Annotated in this window: 22 protein-coding genes; 14 read left to right on the top strand and 8 right to left on the bottom strand. The window is 68.4% G+C overall.

Annotated features, from left to right (window positions below):
• Positions 1-77 precede the first annotated feature (77 nt).
• Positions 78-1,901, top strand: a complete 1,824-nt coding sequence (locus GORHZ_RS17710; RefSeq protein ID WP_006335363.1) for a multicopper oxidase family protein — start codon at positions 78-80, stop codon at positions 1,899-1,901.
• A gap of 14 nt (positions 1,902-1,915) precedes the next feature.
• Here GORHZ_RS17710 and GORHZ_RS17705 read toward each other — a convergent pair whose 3' ends face one another.
• Together GORHZ_RS17705 and GORHZ_RS17700 are read right to left on the bottom strand one after the other, a co-directional pair.
• On the bottom strand, positions 1,916-2,509 hold the full coding sequence (locus tag GORHZ_RS17705) for a hypothetical protein (RefSeq protein ID WP_006335361.1): 594 nt from the start codon (positions 2,507-2,509) through the stop codon (positions 1,916-1,918).
• 131 nt (positions 2,510-2,640) lie between these two features.
• The gene (locus tag GORHZ_RS17700; RefSeq protein ID WP_245551450.1) at positions 2,641-4,005 is read right to left on the bottom strand and encodes a diacylglycerol/lipid kinase family protein; all 1,365 of its coding nucleotides are present in this window, start codon (positions 4,003-4,005) and stop codon (positions 2,641-2,643) included.
• 62 nt (positions 4,006-4,067) lie between these two features.
• Here GORHZ_RS17700 and GORHZ_RS17695 point away from each other — a divergent pair, with 62 nt between their 5' ends.
• The 5 genes from GORHZ_RS17695 to GORHZ_RS17675 all read left to right on the top strand — a co-directional run bounded on the left by GORHZ_RS17695 (position 4,068) and on the right by GORHZ_RS17675 (position 7,235).
• Positions 4,068-4,805 carry a DUF72 domain-containing protein gene (locus tag GORHZ_RS17695; protein WP_006335357.1) on the top strand — a complete coding sequence of 246 codons (738 nt, stop codon included), beginning with the start codon at positions 4,068-4,070 and terminating at the stop codon, positions 4,803-4,805.
• 62 nt (positions 4,806-4,867) lie between these two features.
• The gene (cynS, locus tag GORHZ_RS17690) at positions 4,868-5,320 is read left to right on the top strand and encodes a cyanase (protein WP_006335355.1); all 453 of its coding nucleotides are present in this window, start codon (positions 4,868-4,870) and stop codon (positions 5,318-5,320) included.
• A 131-nt stretch (positions 5,321-5,451) separates the two neighbouring features.
• Positions 5,452-5,973, top strand: a complete 522-nt coding sequence (locus GORHZ_RS17685) for a hypothetical protein (RefSeq protein WP_006335350.1) — start codon at positions 5,452-5,454, stop codon at positions 5,971-5,973.
• A gap of 87 nt (positions 5,974-6,060) precedes the next feature.
• Positions 6,061-6,537 (top strand): nucleoside deaminase, encoded by a 477-nt coding sequence (locus tag GORHZ_RS17680; protein ID WP_006335348.1) that lies wholly within the window; start codon positions 6,061-6,063, stop codon positions 6,535-6,537.
• Positions 6,538-6,725: 188 nt separating this feature from the next.
• Entirely contained in the window at positions 6,726-7,235 is a 510-nt protein-coding gene (locus GORHZ_RS17675) for an acyltransferase (RefSeq protein WP_051998986.1), read from the top strand.
• 98 nt (positions 7,236-7,333) lie between these two features.
• Here the strand turns inward: GORHZ_RS17675 and GORHZ_RS17670 are convergent, their stop codons facing one another.
• A complete protein-coding gene (locus GORHZ_RS17670) occupies positions 7,334-8,692 on the bottom strand; it encodes a S1C family serine protease (protein WP_083877343.1) in 1,359 nt (452 codons plus the stop codon).
• A gap of 175 nt (positions 8,693-8,867) precedes the next feature.
• Here GORHZ_RS17670 and GORHZ_RS17665 point away from each other — a divergent pair, with 175 nt between their 5' ends.
• On the top strand, positions 8,868-9,953 hold the full coding sequence (locus GORHZ_RS17665; RefSeq protein WP_006335335.1) for an oxygenase MpaB family protein: 1,086 nt from the start codon (positions 8,868-8,870) through the stop codon (positions 9,951-9,953).
• A gap of 23 nt (positions 9,954-9,976) precedes the next feature.
• Here GORHZ_RS17665 and GORHZ_RS17660 read toward each other — a convergent pair whose 3' ends face one another.
• Positions 9,977-10,681, bottom strand: coding sequence for a hypothetical protein (locus GORHZ_RS17660; protein WP_006335334.1), 705 nt, complete (start codon positions 10,679-10,681; stop codon positions 9,977-9,979).
• A 35-nt stretch (positions 10,682-10,716) separates the two neighbouring features.
• On the opposite strand from GORHZ_RS17660, the gene GORHZ_RS17655 reads away from it, so the two are divergent.
• The 3 genes from GORHZ_RS17655 to GORHZ_RS17645 all read left to right on the top strand — a co-directional run bounded on the left by GORHZ_RS17655 (position 10,717) and on the right by GORHZ_RS17645 (position 12,446).
• Entirely contained in the window at positions 10,717-10,902 is a 186-nt protein-coding gene (locus tag GORHZ_RS17655; protein WP_006335333.1) for a hypothetical protein, read from the top strand.
• Complete coding sequence (locus tag GORHZ_RS17650) at positions 10,899-11,945, top strand: PHP domain-containing protein (protein ID WP_006335331.1); 1,047 nt, start codon at positions 10,899-10,901, stop codon at positions 11,943-11,945. The genes GORHZ_RS17655 and GORHZ_RS17650 overlap by 4 nt, the downstream gene beginning before the upstream one ends.
• 117 nt (positions 11,946-12,062) lie before the next feature.
• Positions 12,063-12,446: an Rv0313 family protein gene (locus tag GORHZ_RS17645; RefSeq protein ID WP_006335329.1), complete on the top strand. Its 384-nt coding sequence runs from the start codon at positions 12,063-12,065 to the stop codon at positions 12,444-12,446.
• A gap of 17 nt (positions 12,447-12,463) precedes the next feature.
• Here the strand turns inward: GORHZ_RS17645 and GORHZ_RS17640 are convergent, their stop codons facing one another.
• Positions 12,464-12,982 (bottom strand): acyl-CoA thioesterase, encoded by a 519-nt coding sequence (locus tag GORHZ_RS17640; protein ID WP_006335327.1) that lies wholly within the window; start codon positions 12,980-12,982, stop codon positions 12,464-12,466.
• 164 nt (positions 12,983-13,146) lie between these two features.
• Between GORHZ_RS17640 and GORHZ_RS17635 the strand changes: the two genes are divergently transcribed.
• Complete coding sequence (locus GORHZ_RS17635; RefSeq protein ID WP_051998984.1) at positions 13,147-14,385, top strand: cation:proton antiporter; 1,239 nt, start codon at positions 13,147-13,149, stop codon at positions 14,383-14,385.
• Positions 14,386-14,425: 40 nt separating this feature from the next.
• On the opposite strand, the gene GORHZ_RS17630 is transcribed toward GORHZ_RS17635, so the two are convergent.
• Both GORHZ_RS17630 and GORHZ_RS17625 read right to left on the bottom strand, forming a co-directional pair.
• Complete coding sequence (locus GORHZ_RS17630) at positions 14,426-14,740, bottom strand: transglycosylase family protein (protein ID WP_006335323.1); 315 nt, start codon at positions 14,738-14,740, stop codon at positions 14,426-14,428.
• Between the two features lie 275 nt (positions 14,741-15,015).
• On the bottom strand, positions 15,016-15,858 hold the full coding sequence (locus GORHZ_RS17625; RefSeq protein WP_006335321.1) for an SDR family NAD(P)-dependent oxidoreductase: 843 nt from the start codon (positions 15,856-15,858) through the stop codon (positions 15,016-15,018).
• Between the two features lie 117 nt (positions 15,859-15,975).
• Between GORHZ_RS17625 and GORHZ_RS17620 the strand changes: the two genes are divergently transcribed.
• Positions 15,976-16,779 carry an enoyl-CoA hydratase gene (locus GORHZ_RS17620; protein ID WP_006335319.1) on the top strand — a complete coding sequence of 268 codons (804 nt, stop codon included), beginning with the start codon at positions 15,976-15,978 and terminating at the stop codon, positions 16,777-16,779.
• A gap of 3 nt (positions 16,780-16,782) precedes the next feature.
• Here GORHZ_RS17620 and GORHZ_RS17615 read toward each other — a convergent pair whose 3' ends face one another.
• The gene (locus tag GORHZ_RS17615) at positions 16,783-19,995 is read right to left on the bottom strand and encodes an ATP-binding protein (protein WP_006335317.1); all 3,213 of its coding nucleotides are present in this window, start codon (positions 19,993-19,995) and stop codon (positions 16,783-16,785) included.
• 83 nt (positions 19,996-20,078) lie between these two features.
• Here GORHZ_RS17615 and GORHZ_RS17610 point away from each other — a divergent pair, with 83 nt between their 5' ends.
• On the top strand, positions 20,079-20,810 hold the full coding sequence (locus GORHZ_RS17610) for a hypothetical protein (RefSeq protein WP_040532379.1): 732 nt from the start codon (positions 20,079-20,081) through the stop codon (positions 20,808-20,810).
• A gap of 328 nt (positions 20,811-21,138) precedes the next feature.
• Positions 21,139-22,017: DUF222 domain-containing protein (locus tag GORHZ_RS17605; protein ID WP_051998983.1), on the top strand; the 879-nt coding region annotated here is incomplete at its 3' end.

The following is a 22,017-nucleotide window of genomic DNA, read 5'->3' as shown; positions in this document are numbered from 1 at the left end:
CCCGCGATGGTCGTCGGGGCCTAGACTGGGCAGCCAGCGATGAGGCACTTCGGAGCGGCGACGCAGGAGGGCTTGGCATGGGCGCACGTGCGGATTCCGCTGGTCGGCGGCCCCGCATCGGCCGCCGGACCTTCCTCCGGGCGGCCGGGATCGCTGCTGTCGGGACGGCACTGCCGATTCGCGCCGATGCCGCGCCCGGGCCGTACACACCACCGATGAACCATGAGCAGCCCACTGTGCCCGGCATTCCTTTCTTGACCTATCGTTCGCCGCCGTTGGTGCCCTTCGTCGACGACCTGCCTCGATTGCCCGTGATCTCCGCGCCGGAGCGTCTCGTGGCCGCCGACGCCATGCACCGGTTCCATCGGGACCTGGACCCCGCACCCAGTTTCGGCTTCGGCGGACTCACCCATCATGGGCCGACGATCGAGACGCAAGCAGGTGCGGAGCCGGTGATCACCGTCGTCAACCGGCTGCAACGACATCCGATGGGGACCGACGTCGACACCACCCTGCACGGTGCGTCCGATCTGGACCGGACCCACCCACCGCTGGTCGTCCATCTGCACGGCGCACCGAATCGCCCCGCCGACGACGGGTTTCCGACGTCACCCTTCCGGCTGGGCAGGGCGGTGACCTATCGGTTCCGCAATCCTGGCGAAGCCGCACAGCTCTGGTATCACGATCATTCGATGGGAACCACTCGCCTGAGCATCTACGCGGGATTGAGCGGGCACTACCTCGTGCGTGACGAGTGGGACACGGGGCGACACGACAATCCGCTCGGCCTGCCGGCCGGGGAGTATGAGACGCCACTCGTCATGTGCGACAAGCTCTTCTATCCTGATGGGCGCCTCCGCTATGACAACACCCCCGCCGTCGCGGCCGGTCACGTGACGGGAGGGATGGCCGGGGACACCATGGTGGTGAACGGCGTGGTGTGGCCGCGGATGTCGGTGGATCGCGGCGCGTACCGGTTTCGGGTGCTCAGTGCCAGCCAACTCAACGACTATCGACTGTCGCTCTCGGATGGCTCGCCGTTCTGGGTGATCGGCAGCGACGGCGGATTACTCGACGCACCGGTACAGGTGCGCGCTCTCACGATATCTCCGGCCGAACGGTACGACATCCTCATCGACTTCGGTGATCGGCGACCGGGCGACCGGATCCAGCTGATCAACACAATGCAGATCTCCTGGGTGGGACAGGCCATCGGTGCCACGACCGTCCGGTGGGTGATGCGATTCGACGTGGGCAGTCGTCGGGGCCGACACCGTCGGATCCCGGACCGTCTGCGTGGTTCTGCTCATCAGCCGCAGGTGTTGGCCCGCATCGGCGGTGAACGTGTCGACCGAGTCCGGACCGCAACCCTCAATCTGACGGCGAATCCCGGTAACCCCTCGTGGCTGGGCGTGCTGGCGATGAACCTCAACAACCTGCCGTTCCATACCGACGATTTCGAACATCCGGTGCAGGGCAGCCTCGAGTGCTGGGATCTGGTCAACGCCGACGTGACGATGCAGCCGCATGCCATCCACCTGCACCTCGTCCAGTTCCGCGTGGTCGGGCGCTGGGATTTCGACAAGGTGCGCTACCTCGCCGATAATCCGCCGCCACCCTTCGGAACCAGGTGGACGCCGTCACCGCGCGACTACCTGACGAGTGCGCTGTTCGCACCGTCGCCTTACGAAACGGGATGGAAGGACACCGTCCGCTGCCCACCGGACCAGGTCACCCGCATCCTGGTCCGGTGGCCGACGGCGCGAGAGCTCGGTTTCGACCCCGACGCGGTGTTCGCCGGCCACAACGGCGAACGGCTACAGGGCTACGTATGGCACTGCCACCTGACCGATCACGAGGACAACGAGATGATGCAACGATTGCGGGTGGTCGCGCGGTGAGCCCGGTCGGCCGCTCACTTGGGCAGAAGCATGTCGAGAGACCCGAAGTCGAGTGAGCCGGTGCCTGACTTACAACCGGTCACGACCAGGGACTTCGGCGCCACGTAATCATCGTTCTCCGGACCGAGCCGCACGCGGAAGTGGATGGTGTAGGTCCCGTCCTGGGACGGTTTCGGTGCGTCGGACGCCGTCTTCAGTTCGATGGTCTTCTCGGTGACGAATCCGTCGGGCTGAGCGTCGTTCTTGTACCCACTTGTCGACACTCCGTCGGCCACGCCCGACCGCAGTGCCGGGTCCCCGACGAATCGTGCGATCGGCCACGGCACTCCAGTGATCTCCCGCCACGGCGCCTTCAGGTTCGGCGGGATGCTCGTCGCGGTGACCATCGCCGGGTCATTCTCCTGGTCGAACCACCAGTCTGGGACGAAGTTCTTGTTGTTCGTGTAATTGGTCAGCTTGATCGTCGCCGTGCAGTTCGCGTTGTTCACGCCATCGAGCTTGAGGCCCGCATTCGCGGCCGCCGCCTGCCCGGCTCCGGCCATCGATCCGACGATGATGCCGGCGGCCGCGATCGTGGCGCCGGTCGTCCTGGTGAGATATCGCTTCATTGCAAGCCTCCCGCTGTGTGCCTCTGGCTGGGTCGGAATCCGTCCCCGGCGCCGATGCTAGGACCTCCCGACTAGGCGCGAGTCACTTTTGCCGAAGCATCCCTTCGTTCGGGGGAAGGCCGGATGAGCCTTCACATATGCGGGGCGTGACCCATCGCCACGTCGACGAGCGCCCTGATGTGCACGTCGCGGGCCTGTCGTCGTGTCGCCTCGGCCTCGTTGTCGGCCGGGACGAGCAGACGCAGAGCTCCCGGGTGGCTCCGGAAACGCAGCGGTGTCGGCAGGTCGAGCGCCTCACCGTCGACACCGGCGAGCGCATGCCCGCTACGGGACCGGATCTCGAACTCCGCGGTGGTGAACTCGTGCCAGAACGGGCTCGAGCGCCGAAGCCCGACGGCCGAGAGAGCCATCAGGCGCGCTGCCTCAGCGCCCGTCGACGTCGACACGGCGATGACGCCGAGAGTGCCGGTGTCCATGCGGTGGCGGGTCGCCGCGTCCAGCGAGGCGGTGACCGCGTACGGATTGTTCGACACGAGGATCACGAACGGCCCGTCCACCTCGCGTCCGTCGGGAGCGGTGAACTGCAGGTCGAATTTCTCGGAGGTCGGGCCCAGAAGTTCGGGCAGCAGTTCGGCGGCGGTCCGTGCCTTCTCCGCCCGATAGGACTCCTCCTGCACGATCGTCGCGTACACGCCGAGGGACACGTTGTTGACGAAGAGTCGATCGTTGACGGTGGCGTAGTCGACGCGGCGCTCGACCGCGTCGCGGAAGGCGTCCAGCGTCCGTCGCGGATTCACGCGGTCGAGCCCGAGGTCGAGCGCGAAGTGGTTGCGCGTCCCGGCGCTCACACAGACGAACGGAAGATCGTGTTCGACGGCGACCGACGCGACGAGGGCCTGCGAACCGTCACCGCCGGCCATCCCCAGGCAGTCGGCGCCCCGGGCCACGGCGTCGTGGGCGACTTGTTCCAGGTCGTCTCCGGGTCGGAGAATCACCGTTTCGACGCCGAGGTCACGTGCGGCGTCGATGATCCCGAAGCGTTCCACCTTGCCGCCGCCGGATTTCGGATTGCAGATGAGCACCGGCCTCGACGGCACCCGGGGTTCGCGATCCCGATCGAGGGCGTGGAGGTCGCGCGCCATTGCGTACCGTGCGCAACCGGTGACCACGGCGAGGATCGCGACGGCCACGACGATGCGCACGAAGATCCCCGCGACACCGGAGACGGCGGCGGCGAACGCGAGCGCGAGGATGACGAGTCCGGCGACGAGCGCGAGTGCCCCGAGCGCACGCCGCAACGCCCTCTCGGTGATGGCCCACCACGCACCCGCGACGGCGACGCTCATCCCCACCAGACCGGAGATCACGTGCACTCCGCTGTGGAACAGGAACAGCACAACCCCCACGGCGAGCACCCCGGTACCGGCGAGCGCGATCACCGCGCTGAGCCGCCTTCCCATGCCGACTTCGGGCCGCGAGGTCGTCGTCGCCGTCACGACCCACAGGCTACGTCGAACGCGGGTCAAAGTCCTGCATCGACTCCGTAGAATCGCAGGTGATGCTGCACGTCGGGACGTCCGGTTGGCAATACGCGGATTGGCGGGGCCGGTTCTATCCGGAGACGCTCCCGCAGCGGCGATGGCTCGGTCACTATGCCGAGACGTTCACCACCGTCGAGGTCAACAGCACCTTCTATCGGCTGCCGCAGCGTTCCACCTTCGCCGGATGGGCGGACGTGGTGCCCACCGGGTTCACCATGGCGGTGAAGATGAGCCGCTACCTCACCCATATCCGGCGGTTGTCCGATCCGTCCGAACCGGTCGCCCGTTTCCTGGATCGCGCCACCGCGCTCGGTGATCACCTCGGCCCGGTGCTGCTGCAGCTGCCGCCGAACCTGCCGGCGCGGCCGGACGCCCTCGATGCGACGCTGCGCGAGTTCCCGGCGGCGACGCGGGTTGTCGTCGAACCGCGGCACGACTCGTGGTGGTGCGACGAGGTGCGGGACGTGATGAGCAGACGCGGCGCCGCGCTGTGCTGGGCGGACCGGCGTAGCCGGGTCCTGACGCCACTGTGGAAGACCGCCGGTTTCGGATATGTCCGCCTGCACGAGGGTCGCGGCACGCCGGCAACGAGTTACGGCATTCGGGCACTGGACGCCTGGCTCGGCAGGATCGGGGACAGCTTCGACACCGGCGAGGACGTCTATATCTATTTCAACAACGACGCCGGCGGCGCCGCGGTGGCCAATGCACGGACATTGCTGCGGCGCAGCGGTTCCGGTGGACACCCCGGCTGAGTGTGGTCAAGGTGGAGGGGTCGTGCCCGCCGACCGTCCACCCTCACCCTCAAGGAGATCCGATGCACGCTCCGATCATGCCGAAGTCCGATGCCGCTGAACTGATCATCGCCGCCCGTATCCGTTCGGGGCTGTCGTGGTCCGACATCGCCGAACGGATCGACGCTCCGCTCGTCTGGACGGTGTCGGCTCTGCTGGGTCAGCAACCGGTGCCCGCCGACAAGGCGACGACCGTCTGCGAGTTACTCAACCTTGGCGACGGTGTTCTGGAGAGCCTGGTGCGGCAGCCGTCGCGCGTCGCCGATGCGGCGGCGGCGTCGGACCCCACCATCTACCGATTCCACGAGGCCCTCGCCGTCTACGGGCCCGCCCTCAAGGAACTCATCCACGAGGAGTTCGGCGACGGCATCATGAGTGCCATCAATTTCAAGGTCGAGTTCTCTCGGCGCGCGGACCCTGAGGGTGACCGGGTGGTCGTGACGTTCGACGGAAAATTCCTGGATTACCGGTGGTAGCCGTGTCGTCGGCGCGTCGCCGCCGCGATCTGCACACCTGAAAGAGTGCTGAGTGCGGGCCATCGCCCACGTGGTCGGCGCTGACTAGCCTCGGCGTCGTCGGGGTCTCACAACTCCTGAAGGAGGGCATGATGACTCATCTGAAGGCTCGAACAGCAGTGGCCGCCGCGACCGCGGTGATGGCCGGCGGGGCGATGGTCGCCGCGGCACCCGCCGCGACGGCGTCGCCCACGCCCCCACCGAACACCCAATCCTTGTATGTTTCGGGGGACATGGCGATCGCACCGGGTGTGCACCTGCTGAACATCAAGGCGATGGGTATGCGCACGGCGAACGGCACCACATCGGGGCGCTACGTCGCGACGGTGCTCGACGGCAGGAACCCGACGCCGATCCAGGTTCGGGGACCGATCACGTGCCTGTACACCAACGGTGACACGGCGTCGTTGATCTATCCGATCACCGGGACCACGCCGGACGTGCTGCCCGCTGATCTGCGCGGCGCCGCCGCCGTTCAGATCACCGTTCGCAAGGGTTCGTCGTCGAACCGGGTCGGTGTCATGGGTCCGATGCCGACGTCGTCGTTCCAGGGCTGCAAGCCCGGAATGACACCCTTCGGCTTCGACGGAGTCGTCTCGATCAATCACCGATGACGACGTATGCCCGCTCCTTGTCTGCGACGAGGCGACGAACTGTCGGTTGTCGTCGGTGCATCCGGTCGGCACACTCGGAGCATGACCATGCCCATCGGCACCGCGGCCGGCCTTGACCCGACGGTGCTTCTCGACACCGCCTATTGCCAGGCACGCATCGGCCTCGACGAGGGCGGTATCCCGATCGGCGCCGCCCTGTTCTCCGCCGACGGTGTGCTGCTCGGTGAGGGCCGAAATCGCCGTGTCCAGCATGACGATCCGTCGGTGCACGGCGAGACCGACGCGTTCCGCGCGGCCGGACGCCAGCGCGACTACTCGTCGACGATCATGGTCACCACGCTGTCGCCGTGCTGGTACTGCAGCGGGCTGATCCGGCAGTTCGGCATCGGTTCCGTCGTCATCGGCGAGAACCGCAACTTCGTCGGCGGCGAGGACTGGCTGCGCGAGGCGGGGGTCGCGATCACCGTCGTCGACGACGACCGCTGCGTGGCGATGATGGCCGATTTCATCGCCGAGAACCCGCTGCTGTGGAATGAGGACATCGGCGTCGCGGAGGATGCGTGATGAGTGCGAGCCCGATGCTGACTGTCGACCCGGCCCGATGGCGCCCCGGCGGGGCGTCCGCCGACGAGGTGTATGCCGCGGTTGGATCGGTCCCGGGACCCCAGACCGATATGCGCACACAAAGCGACAGTGAGTCGAACGGCCGGTGCAGGGCACGAGCACCGTCGGGCCGGAGCGGAGGGCAGCACATGCGGACGCGGATCATCACAGTTGTTGCCGCGGGAGCGCTTTCGCTGTCCCTCGCGACGGGGTGCGGCAACGGCGACACGACACCGGGCCTGACCACGAACCCGCCGTCGACGAGCACCCCGGCCACCGCACCCCTCCCCGAGCAGACCACGACACCGGAGTCCATCGCGCCGCCATCGGTGCCGGAGCTCCCTGAGCCGGAGGAGGGCGCCACCGAATCCGGGGCGTCGTTCCCCGGCGAGGATCTGTCCGCCGATGAGGCCGAGGCGCTCCAGCGGGCCGTCGACGCGGGTAGTCAGCCCTGGCGGCTGGAGCCGACGCTGGTCGCGGAAGCGTTCGTCGCGGGCCGGTTCGGCTGGAACGACGTCGACGCCCGGGCCGCGGATCCCCACACCGTCGAGGTCACCAACCGTGTGGACGGCAGCATCGTGGTCCTGCAGCTGCGTCAGCCCGTCCGCGAGGGCTCAGACGGAATCTGGGTCGTTCTCGACGGGGTCCGCATCAGCTGAGCGGGTGCAGTCCACGTGGAGCCGGGTGCAGAGAACTCCCACCCACACAAGCGATCTCGTGTGTCGATGGGAGTTCTGTGTGTTCGGTTACCCGACGGTCAGGGCACCAACCCGAACCCGCCACCGAACGGGAACCCGCTGCCGCCCGACGACCCGTTGCCCCCGGACGACTCGGGAATCGTCGTCTGCTGCTTGTCGACCGCGCTGCCGAGTTTCACCGACACGGTGCGGGCCTGGCCTCCGGAACCGATGGTGATGGGCACGGTCTCGCCGGGTGTGTGGGTCAGGATCTGGGCCATGAGGTCGGCGTAGTTGCTGACCGGGGCGTCGCCCACCTTGGTGATGACGTCACCGGCCTTGATGCCGGCCGCGGCGGCCGCACCGCCCTGCTGCACCGACGACACCTGCGCACCGCTGACGGACTGGTCGGCCGACGCGAGTGAACCGGACACGCCGAGAACGGGTTTCGTCGCCTGGCCGTCCTGGAGCAACTCGTTGGCGATCCGCTTGGCGGTGTCGATCGGGATGGCGAAACCGAGACCGAAGGATTGCACACCACCGCTGGAGGCCTGTCCGGTGTCGACGGCCGAGTTCACGCCGACGACCTGTCCCTGCAGATTCACCAGTGGCCCACCGGAGTTGCCCGGATTGATCGGGGTGTCGGTCTGTAGGCCGTTGTAGACGGTCACGCCGGACCCGCTCTCGTCGGCGGCGGTCACCGTGCGCGACAGCGCGCTGATGATCCCCGACGTGACGGTGTTGGAGAGGTTCTCCGGGCTGCCGACCGCGACCACCTGCTCGCCGACCTGCAGCGCGGAGGAGTCACCCAACGTCGCGGGCGTCAGACCCGACGCACCCTTGAGCTTGATCACCGCGAGGTCGTAGGACGGCGAGGTCCCCGTGACGGTCGCGGGGTAGGTCTTGCCGTCGGCGATGGTGACCTGGATGTCCCCGCCGTTCACTGCGCCCGCGACGACGTGGTTGTTGGTCAGCACATAGCCGTCGGGGGAGAGCACGACACCACTGCCCACCGCGGTGCCCTGGTTCATGGAGACCTTGATGTCGGCGGTGGACTTCGATGCGACCTGCGCAGCGTAGGTGATCGACCCGGGCTGCACGTCGGCGGCAGTGGCGGCCGGCGCGGGTTGTGAGCTGAGCACCGGCACCGATGACGACGCGTCCTGGTTGAGGAGCATGCTGCCGCCCATGCCGACCGCGCCGCCGAGCAGACCGGCGAGCAGGGCGGTTACCACGATGGGCTTGGTCACTCCGCGCCCGCGCGGTCGCTCCGGCGCCGATAGGGCCGGTGGGGCCGCTCCCGGGTGGGGCTCCCAGACCGACTGCGGTTGTGTCGGTGGGAAATAGGCATGCTGATGGGTCACCGCGTCGGTGACCGGACCGGTGCTGGGGTCGGTCGGCTGAGATTCGTTCACGACACCACCTTGCCGGGCCGTCATGAGAGGAACTCAAGAACGAACATCGGGATTTCCTGACATTTCACCCCGAAGTGTCTCAGCGATTTCTGATGATTCGCGTCGCGAAGCTCTGGTCACGACGGTGCGGGAGAACGTAGCCTGAGGACATCGAGACGAAATCAGCAAAAAGTCTCAGCCAACATGGAGGAGTGCCACGATGTCGCTGTCACTGGGTTCACTTCCGTTCCCCTTCCCGCTGCCGCATCAGCTGGCGGGAATGTGGCTGAACGGCAAGTACGACGAGAACATCCGCGCCAGGTACTTCCGCGGCATGCAGTTCGACGCCCCGGTCGGCGATCCGGGATGGTTTGGCCCCGGCAGCGCCACCTGGTATGTCCATGCGCACACCCCCGCGCTGATCTTCGGCCTCCAGTGCGCGTCGTATCTGGAGCGATTGGACCCCTCCATCTTCTGGATGGGTGTGCACCATTCGCGTCTGGTGGAGAAGTCCGCGGACGGGACACCGACCGGGCGCATCGACCCGACGGGGGCCTCCGTGCGCCTCGGGCATTCGGTGGCCTTCTTCCTCGGCACCGCATTCGGGTCCACCGACACCGCCGAACGACTCGCCCGGACGGTGCGCGCGATGCACCACAGCATCAAGGGTGTTCGGCCCGACGGCCTGTCCTACGACGCCGACGATCCCGACTGGCTGCGCTGGAATTTCGCCACCGTCGTCTGGGGACTGGCCACCGCGCACGAGATCTATCACCCGCGTCCGCTCCGGGGAGCCGAACTCGACAGGTACTACGGCGAATTCGTGCGCGTGGGTCATGCACTCGGCGGCACCGACCTGCCGGCGACGAAGGCGGACACCCTCGACTGCCTCGCCGCCTACCTGCCGAAACTGGCTCTGACCCACGGCAACGCCATGGCCACCGGTGCCAACCTCACCCACCCGGCCCAGGCCGCGGTGGACTGGGCGATCCGGGACACGATGCCGGAATGGGCGGCGCAGTTGGTGATGTATCACCCACCGAACCCGATTGAACGTCGTGCCCGGCGCAGCGTGGTGTGGACGACGCTCAACAGCCTGCACGCGGCGATGGGGGAACCGGCGGAGTCGGTGGCGGCGAAGCGTCGGGTCTCCGGTGGTACCACCGTCGCGCACACCGAACCCACCTACGTCCTCGGCACCGACCCGGACCTCGACCGGGCCGCAGTGGAGGCCGCGGTGGAGGCTGCGGTGGAGGCTGCGGTGGAGGACACAGTGGAAGACGCGCTCAGCGTCGGTGCCCCCTGAGCCCGTTCGTGGGGATCACCGGTTCAGCGGTTCACCGCGATCTCGCGCCCCAGCGAGAACCCGGGTGCGAGCGGCAACACGTCGCCGCTCCAGAACCGGCCGGGATCGAACCAGTTCGAGCCCTTGCCGGTGTCGATCAGACCCATCTGCGTGTAGGTGATCGCCACGACCTCGGCGCAGTAGGCGGCCTGAAGACTCGCGTCCTGTTCTTGTCGCCGCGCCCGCCGCTCCCGGACGAACCGGTCGACGTAGGGGATACCGCGCACGACGTCGAGGGTGGTGGGAAGCCGCCCGCGGAACCAGCGACCCGCGAGCCGGGCGGTCGCCGGGAACGGCGTGCCGTCGAGCCGGGCGATCACCTGCAGCAGCCGGTCCTCGGAAGCCGTGCTGACTTCGGGATCCAGTTGCCGCAACCAGCAGTCCTGCCCGTAGCGGTCCATCCACTGCACGACCGCCTCCCGGGCGTCGTGCAACTGGACACCACGGTGGTTGCTGCCACTCCATACATCGGTGAGTTTGTCGCCGAGTTCCGCGTGCCACAACAGCGGCGGCAGATCGTCGATCGCCACGGTCATCGCGACGTGGTTGACGGGCGCGTTGGTCAGGGTGCGGATCGCGCGATCCGGTCCGGATCGGCCGCGGAACAACCAGATGTCGCCGGTCCGCGTCGCCTCGAGCGCCGCGTCGAGGGCGACCGCGGAATCGTCGGTGTCGTTGCCTGAGCGCACCAGAGCAGCCTAGAGCAGGAACTATCCTCGGGCGTATGCGCAGCGTATGGAAATGGGTGGGTTTGGCCGGCGTGGTCGGCGTGGCGGCGGGCGGGGTGCTGGTCGCCCGGGATCAGCGGCAGCGCAACGCCTACAGCGCCGACGACGTGCGCGAACAACTGCACCGTCGGTATGCGGATGCGCAGGCACGCGGGACCGAGGGCGCCGGCGACCGGCCATGAGGCTGCTGGTCCCGCTGGTGGCGCCGGTGGATCCCGTTGACGCACTGACACGGATCGCCTGGCTGCTCGAACACGACCGGCAGAGCACATACCGGGTGGAGGCGTTCCGACGGGCGGCGCAGGCGGTGGCCGACACCGATCCCGGCGAACTGCGCCGTTGCGCCGATATGGGGACGCTGACGGCAATCGAGCGGATCGGCAAGAGCACCGCCGCAGTGATCGCCGAGGCGGTGGCCGGCGACCTGCCCGGCTACCTCGCCCATCTCCAGGAAGAGGAGTCGTCGTCGGTCCCCGCCGACGACTCCGGCCTGTTCACCGCGCTGCGGGGGGACCTACACGCCCACACCGACTGGAGCGACGGCGGCGCGCCCCTCGACGAGATGGCCGCCGCCGCAACCGCGCTCGGCCACGAATGGCTCGCGATCACCGACCACTCGCCACGGTTGACGGTGGCCAACGGACTGAGCGTCGAGCGCCTCGACCGTCAGATCACCGAGATCGCGGCACTCAACGCCCGGTCGGACGACGACGGGTTCCGGGTCCTGGCCGGGATCGAGGTGGACATCCTCGACGACGGCACTCTCGACCAGACCGACGCGATGCTCGATCGGCTCGACGTCGTCACGGCGTCGGTGCATTCGAAACTGCGCATGGATCCGGGGTCGATGACCCGCCGCATGGTGGCCGCCGTCAGCGACCCACGGGTCAACGTGCTCGGTCACTGCACCGGACGTCGGGTGCTGGGCGGGCGCCGTCGGCCCCCGTCGGAGTTCGATGCCCGCGAGGTGTTCGCGGCCTGCGCGGCGCACGGCACCGCGGTCGAGATCAACTCGCGTCCCGAACGGGTCGATCCACCCGACGACCTGATCGAACTCGCCCGCGACCTCGGCTGCCTGTTCGCGATCGATTCGGATGCGCACGCTCCCGGACAACTCGGCTTCAAGGGGCTCGGCGCACGACGGGCCGAGGAGTTCGGGATCGAGGCCGATCGCATCGTCACCACCTGGCCGCTCGACGACGTGCTGGCGTGGGCCTCGGCCTGATCTCGCCCACCTTCGCCGACGGGTGTGGCGCAGAGCGCCGAACGTGTGGAGACTGGATGCATCGCGGCCGTACGGCCGTCACGAGGTAATCGGAGTCACGACGCACCTGGAGGAGTCATGGCCGACAACAACGGACCGTGGGGGATGGACCCCGAGGATTTCGACCGGTTCGCGCGCGAGGCGACCGAAGGACTGCGTGACATGGTTGGACGGTTCATGGCGAGCCCCGGCGGCCGCAGCGCATGGTCGTCGATGTTCACCGAGAGCGGACCGCGTTCGCGACCGCAGCCCGAGACAACGGGTGAAACCGGTGCCGGGGTGTGGGCGGTTTTCGTTGTCGACGATGATGGCGGTGCGCGGGTCGAGCAGGTGTATGCGAGCGAAATCGAGGCGTTGCGGGCCAACCAGCGCAATACCGACCCTCGGCGCAAGGTGCGGTTCCTGCCCTACGGGATCGCGGTGAGCGCGCTCGACGAGGAAGAGCGCACCGACGACGAGTGAGGTCCGATGAGCAGGACCTACTGTGCCGACCGTAGCGCGGCCCGGCGATCCAGTGCCCGCTGGTGGCGCCGCTTCTGCAGCTCGGTCCGCGGGACGAGCTGGGGGACCGGGTGCGGGCGGCCGTTGTCGTCGGTGGCCACCATCGTGAAGTAGCAGCTGTTGGTGTGCCGGCGCTCGCCGGTGCGGACGTTCTCGGTGTCGACGCGGATGCCGACCTCCATGGAGGTGCGGCCGGTGTAGTTGACCGAGGCGCTCAGGGTGAGGATCTCGCCGACCCGGATGGGCTCGCGGAAAATCACCCGGTCCACCGAGAGCGTCACCGCGTAGCGGCGCGAATAGCGGCTCGCACACGCGTAGGCGACTTGGTCGAGCAGCTTCAACAGCGTGCCGCCGTGGACATTGCCGGTGAAGTTGGCCATGTCGGGGGTCATCAGCAATGACATCGAGAGGCTGATCCGATCGGACGGGTCGTCGGTCGTGACGGCCCCGTCGCCGGGGGTGGAATCGATGGCTGTCACGTCGCCGGGGGTCTCCATGGTGTCGCTCCAATCCGGGCCGGTTGCGGTGTGGAGATCAGCCTCCCATCTACCCGTCGGTCAGGTCGGGGTGTGTGACTTTTCCGACGTACGGCCCGCCATCGTCGTGCGCGTGGCCCTCGATCGCGGGCCGGAAGAGAGCCGTGTGCCACGATGACCGCATGATGTTGCTGGCCGAGGCATCCTCGGGCTCGGACGCTTCGGAGATCCTGTCGCTGTTCTGGGCGGTCCTCGCGGTCGCGGTGGCGCCGATCGTCGCCCGCGCATTCCGCGGCTTCGTCCCCGATGTCGTCGTGCTCCTGGTCCTCGGCATGATCCTCGGGCCGTTCGCCCTGGACTGGGCCGACACCGCCGATCTGGAGACGATCAGCCAGCTCGGGCTGGGCATGCTGTTCCTGCTCGCGGGCTACGAGTTGGACCCGCAGCTGCTGAGTGGGCGTCCCGGCCGGGTAGCGCGTCTGACCTGGCTGGCAAGTCTGGGGCTGGCGTTGGCGACCATCTCGTTGGCCCGCTCGTCCGCCGATTTCACCGCGCGGATCGCCGTGGCGATCGCGCTGACCTCCACGGCGTTGGGCACGCTGCTGCCGATCATCAAACAGCTCGGGTTGCTCGACAGACCGCTCGGCCGGGCGGTGATGGCGCACGGGGCGGTCGGCGAACTCGGCCCGGTCCTCGCCATGTCACTTCTGCTCACCAGCCGAAACGTCGGTGCCGCCGCGGTCGTGGTGGCGCTGTTCGGCGTGGCCGCGGTGATCATCTGGATCGTGCCGCAGCGGATGCTGACGGGGATGCCCGGCGTCGGTCGAGTGTTCGCCGACATGGCCGGTGGCACCACACAGCTGCCGGTGCGTGTGGTCATGGTGCTGCTGCTGACGCTGATGACGGTCGCCGAGGTGTTCGGGCTCGACGTCGTGTTGGGTGCGTTCGCCGCCGGCGCGATCCTGCGCAGGCTGATCGGCCCGGATCATCCGACGATGGGCCACTCCCTCGAGGTCCTCGGCTACGGCGTGTTCATCCCCATCTTCTTCGTCACGTCGGGAATGGGGATCGATGTCGAAGCAGTGGTGGGGGAGCCCGGGGTCTGGCTGTTGTTCGTGGTCTCGATCGCCATCGCCCGCGGACTGCCGGTGTGGCTCAGCGAGCGGTATGTGCCGCACGGGGCCAATCTGCCCTCGCCACGCGAGCGTGCCCAACTGGCCCTCTACGCGGCGACCGGGCTGCCCATCATCGTCGCGGTCACGCAGTTCGCCACCAGCGCCGAGCTGATGTCGAACGAACTCGCGTCGATCCTGGTGGCCGCCGGAGCGACGACGGTGTTGGTGTTCCCGATGATGGCGCGGTTCGTCGGAACGCGTGCCGACCGGCCTCCGAAACGGCAGAGCCGAGCCGACCTGTCGGAATGACAGATACGGCCCGGCTCACGCGTGCAGGTGCCGCGGTCGATCAGAGGTAGGCACCGCAGTGCGGCCAGGCGCCGGCACCCTGGGTCGCGAGGACGTTCTCGGCGACGCGGATCTGCTCTTCACGCGAAGCGTAGGCCGGGTTGCCGGACCCACCGTTGGCCTCCCAGGTGCTCTGCGAGAACTGCAGGCCGCCGTAGTAGCCGTTGCCGGTGTTGATCGCCCAGTTGCCGCCGCTTTCGCACTGGGCGACTGCGTCCCAGTTGTTGGCCGACGCGGTGCCGGCGAAGGCCGCCAGCGGGGTCAGGGACAGTGCGCCGATCAGTCCGGCGCGCACAGCGAGCTTCTTGATGCTCATGGTCGTGTTCCTCCATTCGCCGCCCCGGAATTGGAGCTGGGCGGTTGATCTCGGTTCGGAGGCGACCGTACAAGCTGATAACGAAAAGGTCACGCCACGTCGGTGACCTGCGCAGTTCAGATCACGCCGTGATAACAGCCGTGTGATTCCTGTGAATCCCCTGCGCACACCGGCGTGTCGCGGCTCGGCGCGGCGTTTACGGTGGCGTCATATATGTGACGGACAACACACCAATTTTGTGATGTGGGTCACAGACGAAATGGGTGGAATGGCCGCTAGGAGTGGCGGGCCATCGAGATCATGTCCTTGAGGCCCAGGCCGGCCTTGGTGCCACCGTCGCAGAGGATGTCGGTGCCGGTGAGATAGCCCGGTTTGTCGCTCGCACAGAAGGCGAGCAGTTCCGCGATCTCCTCGGGTCGGCCGAAGCGTTTGAGGGCCGCGTACTCGAGGAGTCTTGCGGAGCCGCTCTTCTCCTCGAGCCGTCCCATCTCGGTGTCGAAGGTGCCCGGCGACACCGAGAGGATGCGGGCGCCGCGGGCCCCGAACGCGGCCGCCCGGTCCTGGGAGTACCAGATGACGAAGTTCTTGCTCAGTGAGTACGCCGAACCTGGCCGCATCTTCTCCGGCCCCCGCGAGGCGGTCGCCACGAGTTTGCGGGTGAACTTGTCGACGTCGGTCGAGGCGAGCCGGTAGGTGCGTTTGGGTACCAGGAACCCGGGCAGCATGTGACCGGCGATCGACGCCACGTTCACCAGCGCGGAACCATCGTGCGCCATGGTGAGCGCCGCCTCGGTCACGTTGACGGTGCCGACCGCATTGATCTTGACGATCGTCTCCGCCGAGCCCATCTGCGGGCTCACCCCGGCCGAGTGCACCACGGCACGTACCTGGCCGGTGGCCACCGCGGTGGCGAACAGTGTGTCGACGGCAGGCCGGTCGGTGATGTCGCAGAGTTCCGCCTGCGCGCTGACCCCTGCGGATGCGAGTTCGGCGACCGCGGCGTCGAGGCGGTCGCGCCGGACATCGGTGAGCACGACGTGGTGATCAGCGCCGAGGATCCGGGCGGTCGCGAGACCCATCCCGCCGGCACCGCCGGTCACGATCGCTGTCTTGTCCATGCGCCACTCCTCGAGGTCGGGCGATCCCGTGATGAGAGTAGTGAAGGTGCCGTGTAAGAACGACAGCGGGGGAGGCCGCCGCCGCCGACGCAGATCCGCACCTGTGAGGAGACCTCGATGTCCGACCGTCCCGATGCTCCGTCCACCGTCTCGACCGCTGTCGAGGTCGAGGTCGACGCCCCGCTCGGTGTCATCACGCTCACCGCCCCGCACCGCCGCAACCCGCTGTCCACGGAGACGATGCGCACGATCACCGCGGCGTTGCGGCGTCTGGCCGACGACCGCGACGTGCGGGTGGTGATCATCCGCGCACTCGGCCCGGCGTTCTCCGCCGGTCATGACCTGACCGAACTCGTCGACCGGACCCTCGACGACGAGCGCGCCGTGTTCGCCGCGTGCACCGAGATGATGGCCGCGGTCCACAGCGTGCGGCAGCCGGTGATCGCCGAGGTCGCCGGGATGGCGTTCGCCGCGGGATGCCAGCTCGTCGCGACCTGCGATCTGGCCGTGGCCGGGGCGTCGGCACGGTTCAGCACCCCGGGCGTCAAGATCGGCCTGTTCTGCTCCACGCCGATGGTCGCTCTCACCCGCGCGATCGGCCGCAAGCGCGCGATGAAGATGCTGCTCACCGGCGACGTCATCGATGCGGCCACGGCCGCCGACTGGGGCCTGGTCAACGACGTCGTCGACGACGACAAGTTGACCACGGCGGTGCGGGAGCTCGCTCTGCGGATCGCCTCCTCGAGCGCGTCGACGGTGGCCATCGGCAAGGAGGCCTTCTACCGGCAGATCGAGCAGACCGAGGACGACGCATATCGGCTGATGGGCGAGACCATGGCCACCAACGCGATGACCTGCGACGCGCAGGAGGGCATCACTGCGTTCTTGCAGAAGCGGGCACCGGTGTGGACGGATTCCTGAACTTCACCTCACGGCCCCGGCGATTTCGTCGCGACGTCGACGCGCCCGTTCCTGATAGGGCCGGGCCCCGGTGTCGCGGGCCAGTGAGATCGCCGTGTCGAGATCGTGGAGGGCGCCGGGGTCGCCGAGAATCGCCTTGACGGTTCCTCGATAGAGCACCGCTGGTCCCAGACAGACCAGACCCGGCCACTGGACGATGAGTCCCGTCGACCAATCGGTGACGAATCGGCCGAGCCGTGCGCACATCTCGCGGGCCGACCTGAGATGGTCGGGGTTGCGGGAGATCGCGTAGAGCGCCTCGGTCAGCAACGGCACCCGCGCGACGATGCGTGATCCCGTCCATCGGTCGGCGCCGGCGGTGAGTTCGGCGATGAGCCCGAGGGCGCGGTCGTGCTCACCGGCCTCGGCGGACCCGAGGGCGATGACCAGGGTGAAATCGTCGTCGACCTGTTCGATCAATTCGTCGAACGCCGGGAGCATCGAGACGAGATCGCCGTGATGCCATGCCTCGATCGAGCGGCTCGTCGCGACCGACGCCTCGGCGAGGAGCCGGGCGCGTTGCGACAGACCCCCGACGCTGTCCGCGAACTGCTCGGTCAGCGCCCGGCTCGCCGGGTAGTCGCCCCGCAGCAATGCGAGCATCACCTGCCACCACAACTGCATCGTGGTCAGGTCGGCGTCCGCGCGCCGTCCGATGAGCCGTACGAATTCCGTCGACAGGCGCCGTGTCAGCCGCAGATCGCCCGCCTCGAGCGCACACACCCGCTGCAGATGCAGTGCGGTGGCGCGACGATCCGGATCGCCCTCCGACATTTCCACGAGGGTGTCGGCGATCTTGCTGCGGTCCGACAGCCGGCCCGGTTCCCAGCGGACGAGGAACTTGGCGAGTGCCACCTCGTAGTCGACCGCCGGCGCATTCCCGGCGGCGAGTCGCGCCGCGCCGAGATGGTCGTCGGCGCCGGGCAGGCCCAGCAGGGTCAGTCGCGCCGCCTCACCGGCGTGTAAGCGCGCCACGGACTCCGGATCGAGTTCGGTGCTGTGCGCCAACGATTCCCGCACCAGCGCCGGATCGACCGACTCGACGACACCGAACCCGGACCAGTAGCCGGCGACGCCGCGGGGCGCGGCCAGCAGCGCGGTCTCGGCCAGCGCCGGCCAGTCCCGGCGGCGGCGGCTGATCGTGGCCGCGACGTCGAAAGACTCTGCGGCGAGATCGAACTCACCGATGCGGGTCGCGGCGGTCCCGGCGATGCGATGCAGGGCCACGGCGGGTTCGTCGTCGGGGTGCAGCGCGATGCCGCGCCGGGCGAGGTCGAGTGCCGTGTTTGTGGCGTCGGAGGCCAGCGCGGCCCGGGCGGCGGCCAGACAGGACGCGGCGGCCCGAGCGCGATCGGCGTCGTCGGCGGACTCCGCGCGATGCACGGCGACGGCCTCCAGGTCATGCGGACGAACCTCGACGAACATGTCGGCAAGTGCGCGGTGCGCAGCGGCTCGCTGTGGGCGCGAGGTCCGGCCGAGGACCGCCTCGCGGATGGAGTCGTGGACCACGACGAGGGCGCCGTCGTCGGCGATGCGGACCAGCCGGGTCTGCAGCACGGCCTCGATGACCCGCTGATGTTCGGATCCGCCGAGTTCGGCGGCGACCTCGGCGGGGAGGCGGCCGCCCGCCACCGCGAGGAGCGTCATGAACTCGCGTGCCACGTCGGGGAGTTCGTCGAGCCGGTCGCCGATCACACCGTGGGCGGGTTCGCGGAGACGCGGGTCCGACCCCCACGCGACCGCGTCGCACAGCTGGGTCGCGATCACCGGGTTGCCGAGGCAGCGGCGAGCGAGGTCGGCCGCGTCGACCGCGGTGTCGACGCGGAGGTCGGTGAGTCGACGTCGGATGAGCTCGCCGATCTCGCGGTCGGAGAGTTCGCGCACGGTGATCGCGACCAGCGTGCCATGCCGGTCGAGCGCGCCGCGCACGATGTCCACCGACTCGTCGTCGGGGGTGCGGCAGGTGGCGAGCACGGTGACCGGGGTGTGCGGCATCCTCGACAGCACCCGGGCGAGCACCCGCGCGGAGTCGATGTCGAGCCACTGCAGGTCGTCGAGGAGAACCACGGCGCGGCCGTGCGCCGCGACATCGGTCCACAGCATCGCGGTCACCGCCTGAGAGATCGCGGCTGCGTTCGGTCCGGGGACGTCGCCGAAGAGTTCCTCGACGCCGGCGAACGGCGGGCCACCGCCACCCGGCCGTCCGACGAACCGGCGCGCAACCGCCGACCGTCGCGCGACGAGATCCTCGGTGAGAGCGGTCTTCCCGATCCCGGACGGGCCCACGAGCAGGGCACCGGCGGGCCCCGAGGCACCGCCGGTCCACACCCTGTCGAGTGCCGCCCGCTCCGCCGACCGCCCGACGAGCCGCAGCGACCTCCCGACCGGTGCCGGGATCGGGGCAGGCGGCGCGGTGGCGGCCGGATCGAGCAGTTCGCCCTCGAGGGCGGTCGTCTCGGTGCTCGGGTCGAGCCCGAGATCCTCGCTCAACGTGCGTCGCAGCCGACGGATCACGTCCAGTGCGTCGGCCACCCGCCCGTCGTCGCGCAGCGCCCGGGCCAGCGACCGTACCGCCCCCTCTCGGTAGGGATGACGGTGGCACAGCGGGTTCAGCATCGCCAACGCGCGGCGTGGTTCCCCGACGATCCGGAGCGCCTCCGCGGCGGCCTCGGTGAGTTCGGACCGCATCTCGTCGAGTCTCGCGAGTTCCGGTGCGTAGTGGTCGATGTCGGCGATCTCGGTCAGCGGATCGCCACGCCACAGGGCGAGCGCCGAGCACAGGAGTTCCGCGCCGGCGGCGGGGTCGGTCCGGATGAGCTGCAGACCCTCCTGGCCGAGCCGGTCGAGTTGGTCGAGATCGGTTCCGGCACCGTCGCAACGCAGAACATAGCCCGCGGGCATGGTGTCGATACGCACCGAGGAGGTCGGTGCCAGCTGCTTGCGCAGCCGCGAGACGTATCCCTGCAGCGTTCCGCCCGCCGACGGCGGCGGGTGATGGCGCCACAGCAGGTCGGCGATCCGATCGGGGGAGCAGGCGCTGCGCTCGACGGTCAGGATCGTCAGCAGTTCGGCGTGTTTGCGCGCGGTCATCGCGATCGCGGAACCGTCGGCCGCGGTCACCGACAACGGGCCGAGAACCCTGACACCGATGAGCGGATCGGGTACTCCCACCTGCACCTGACCTGGTCCTTTGCCGGTGTCGTGACCCGCACCAGCGTCGCACAAGGCTAACACCAGCCGTATCGCCGAGTCTCGACGACATGACACACACAACTCGTCCCCACACGACCACAGAACTCGAAGCGTCCGACATGGCGTCCGACACACCGGGCCCGTTCCGATCACCGAGTTGGCCGACCCTCCGCAAGCTCAGCGGCGGAGCACTCGTCGCCGGAGGCGCCGCCTGTATCGCCGGTGGGACACTGCATCCCATCGTCGCGGGCAAGGCGCACTCGGTGCAGGCACTTCACGGTGCCGGCGCCCCCTGGGCGCAGATCCTGCTCGCCGTCGGCACCACGTTGCTGCTGCTGGGACTACCCGGGATGCACGCGTGGCTGGCGCCGCGCATCGGGATCGTCGGATTCCTCGGTGCCGTCACCTATTTTGTCGGCAACCTGGTGACCGCGACCGGACATCTCACCGTCGAGTTGTTCGTGGCCTACCCGTTCGCGCACGATCCCGCCAAGGCATGGATCATCGCCGGCGACGATTCGATGCTCGGCACCACCGCGTTCCGCATGCTCAACACCGGCGGCGGACTGGTCATGCTCGTGGGCATGGGGCTCCTCGGGGCGGGCCTGATCCGCAGTCGGGCGGTCCCGCGGTGGATCGGAGTGCTCACCGTCGTCGGCATGGGCGGGTTCATGCTGCCCCTTGCGGCGGTCGAGGGACTTTCCGGATTCATCTACGAGGCGCCCCGGGGTGTCGCGATCATCGGCATCGGTGTCCTGATGCTCCGTCGGCGTCACCCGCTGCCGTCGACGGCGACCTGACTGGTCAGGGATCGGGTGGGCGTGTGAGCCGCCCGATCCCTGAGGAGCGAGCTTGCGAAAGTCGCCCGTTCCCTGTGGAGCGGGCGTCGCCCGTTCGCTGTGGAGCGGGCGTGTGAGCGTCGCCCGTTCCCTGAGGAGCGAGCTTGCGAGCGTCACGAAGGGTCGGAAGTGCAGCAGCACAACGTAATTGAGCCCCAGTGGGTCTGTCGTACACCCACGATAGGATGAGTGGTTGCGTTCATGCACGAATGCTGAAAGATGTTGTGGCGCAGAAGGTTAAATTGAAATCCAGCTTGTGTTCGAACAGGTGTTCGACTACTATGGGGGCATGCCGATCGACACCCTGCTCCCCACCGTCCGTGACCTGACCATCACCTCCGACGCCACCGGCCGCGAGGTGTTCGACACCACCAAGCTCCTGATGGGCCTGCGGAACGTGGTCGACCACCAACTCGCCGTACACGCCGGCGCCCTGGACCGGTTGGGGGTGGCCCGACAGACCGGTGGCAAGACCCGGGCCCTGCTGATCGAGATGGGTGCCGCACCCACGGTGGCGGATCGGTGGCTGCGGATCGCCGCCGCGCTGTCGACCCTGGAACGGGTCGCCGCCTACAGCGGGGACGGGGTGTTCTCCGGGGAACACGTCGACGCCCTGGTCCGCGGCATGGGGCACATCGAGAAACGGGCCCCGGAACCGCTGAGCGAGGTGTCACGCATCGAACACCAACTCGCCCTGATCGCCCAGGCGTTTGCCGGGGCCACCCCACGCCAGGTGCTCGACACCGCCCGCAGCATCGGCAACCAGATCGCCGACGAGCAGGGTGGTGTGCCGGCCGGTGAGGACCGCACCATCAACGAGTGGACTACCAAGCCCACCGACGACGGCCGGTTGGAGGTCTCGGCGAACCTGGACATCGTGATCGGGGAGAAACTGGTGTCGGCGATCGAATCCCTGTCGCAGAAACGCCCTGAACCCGACGGGTCGGAGGATGCCCGCAGCGCCGGGCAGCGCCGCGCGGATGCGTTGGAGATGATCCTGGACGCGGCCGCCCACGCCGCCAGTTCGGGTGTCGCGGATCTGGTGGCGGCCCCGAAAACGCACCTCAATCTGACCGTCCCGGCCGACACCCCGGATGCCGCGGCGTTGCAGTGGCTGGGCCCGATCTCGCAGACCCTGGCGAAAACACTGTCCTGTGATGCCACCGTC

Source organism: Gordonia rhizosphera NBRC 16068, from assembly GCF_000298195.1.
GTDB classification, from domain to species: Bacteria; Actinomycetota; Actinomycetes; order Mycobacteriales; family Mycobacteriaceae; genus Gordonia; species Gordonia rhizosphera.
The sequence above is the reverse complement of the archived record's forward strand: the minus strand, read 5'-3'. Positions and strand labels throughout refer to the sequence as shown.

Excerpts from the sequence above, each read along its gene's own strand:
- GORHZ_RS17710 (WP_006335363.1), top strand. The coding sequence starts at position 78 with ATGGGCGCACGTGCGGATTCCGCTGGTCGGCGGCCCCGCATCGGCCGC.
- GORHZ_RS17705 (WP_006335361.1), bottom strand. The coding sequence starts at position 2,509 with ATGAAGCGATATCTCACCAGGACGACCGGCGCCACGATCGCGGCCGCC.
- GORHZ_RS17695 (WP_006335357.1), top strand. The coding sequence starts at position 4,068 with ATGCTGCACGTCGGGACGTCCGGTTGGCAATACGCGGATTGGCGGGGC.
- cynS (WP_006335355.1), top strand. The coding sequence starts at position 4,868 with ATGCACGCTCCGATCATGCCGAAGTCCGATGCCGCTGAACTGATCATC.
- GORHZ_RS17685 (WP_006335350.1), top strand. The coding sequence starts at position 5,452 with ATGACTCATCTGAAGGCTCGAACAGCAGTGGCCGCCGCGACCGCGGTG.
- GORHZ_RS17680 (WP_006335348.1), top strand. The coding sequence starts at position 6,061 with ATGCCCATCGGCACCGCGGCCGGCCTTGACCCGACGGTGCTTCTCGAC.
- GORHZ_RS17675 (WP_051998986.1), top strand. The coding sequence starts at position 6,726 with ATGCGGACGCGGATCATCACAGTTGTTGCCGCGGGAGCGCTTTCGCTG.
- GORHZ_RS17670 (WP_083877343.1), bottom strand. The coding sequence starts at position 8,692 with ATGACGGCCCGGCAAGGTGGTGTCGTGAACGAATCTCAGCCGACCGAC.
- GORHZ_RS17665 (WP_006335335.1), top strand. The coding sequence starts at position 8,868 with ATGTCGCTGTCACTGGGTTCACTTCCGTTCCCCTTCCCGCTGCCGCAT.
- GORHZ_RS17655 (WP_006335333.1), top strand. The coding sequence starts at position 10,717 with ATGCGCAGCGTATGGAAATGGGTGGGTTTGGCCGGCGTGGTCGGCGTG.
- GORHZ_RS17650 (WP_006335331.1), top strand. The coding sequence starts at position 10,899 with ATGAGGCTGCTGGTCCCGCTGGTGGCGCCGGTGGATCCCGTTGACGCA.
- GORHZ_RS17645 (WP_006335329.1), top strand. The coding sequence starts at position 12,063 with ATGGCCGACAACAACGGACCGTGGGGGATGGACCCCGAGGATTTCGAC.
- GORHZ_RS17640 (WP_006335327.1), bottom strand. The coding sequence starts at position 12,982 with ATGGAGACCCCCGGCGACGTGACAGCCATCGATTCCACCCCCGGCGAC.
- GORHZ_RS17635 (WP_051998984.1), top strand. The coding sequence starts at position 13,147 with ATGTTGCTGGCCGAGGCATCCTCGGGCTCGGACGCTTCGGAGATCCTG.
- GORHZ_RS17630 (WP_006335323.1), bottom strand. The coding sequence starts at position 14,740 with ATGAGCATCAAGAAGCTCGCTGTGCGCGCCGGACTGATCGGCGCACTG.
- GORHZ_RS17625 (WP_006335321.1), bottom strand. The coding sequence starts at position 15,858 with ATGGACAAGACAGCGATCGTGACCGGCGGTGCCGGCGGGATGGGTCTC.
- GORHZ_RS17620 (WP_006335319.1), top strand. The coding sequence starts at position 15,976 with ATGTCCGACCGTCCCGATGCTCCGTCCACCGTCTCGACCGCTGTCGAG.
- GORHZ_RS17610 (WP_040532379.1), top strand. The coding sequence starts at position 20,079 with ATGACACACACAACTCGTCCCCACACGACCACAGAACTCGAAGCGTCC.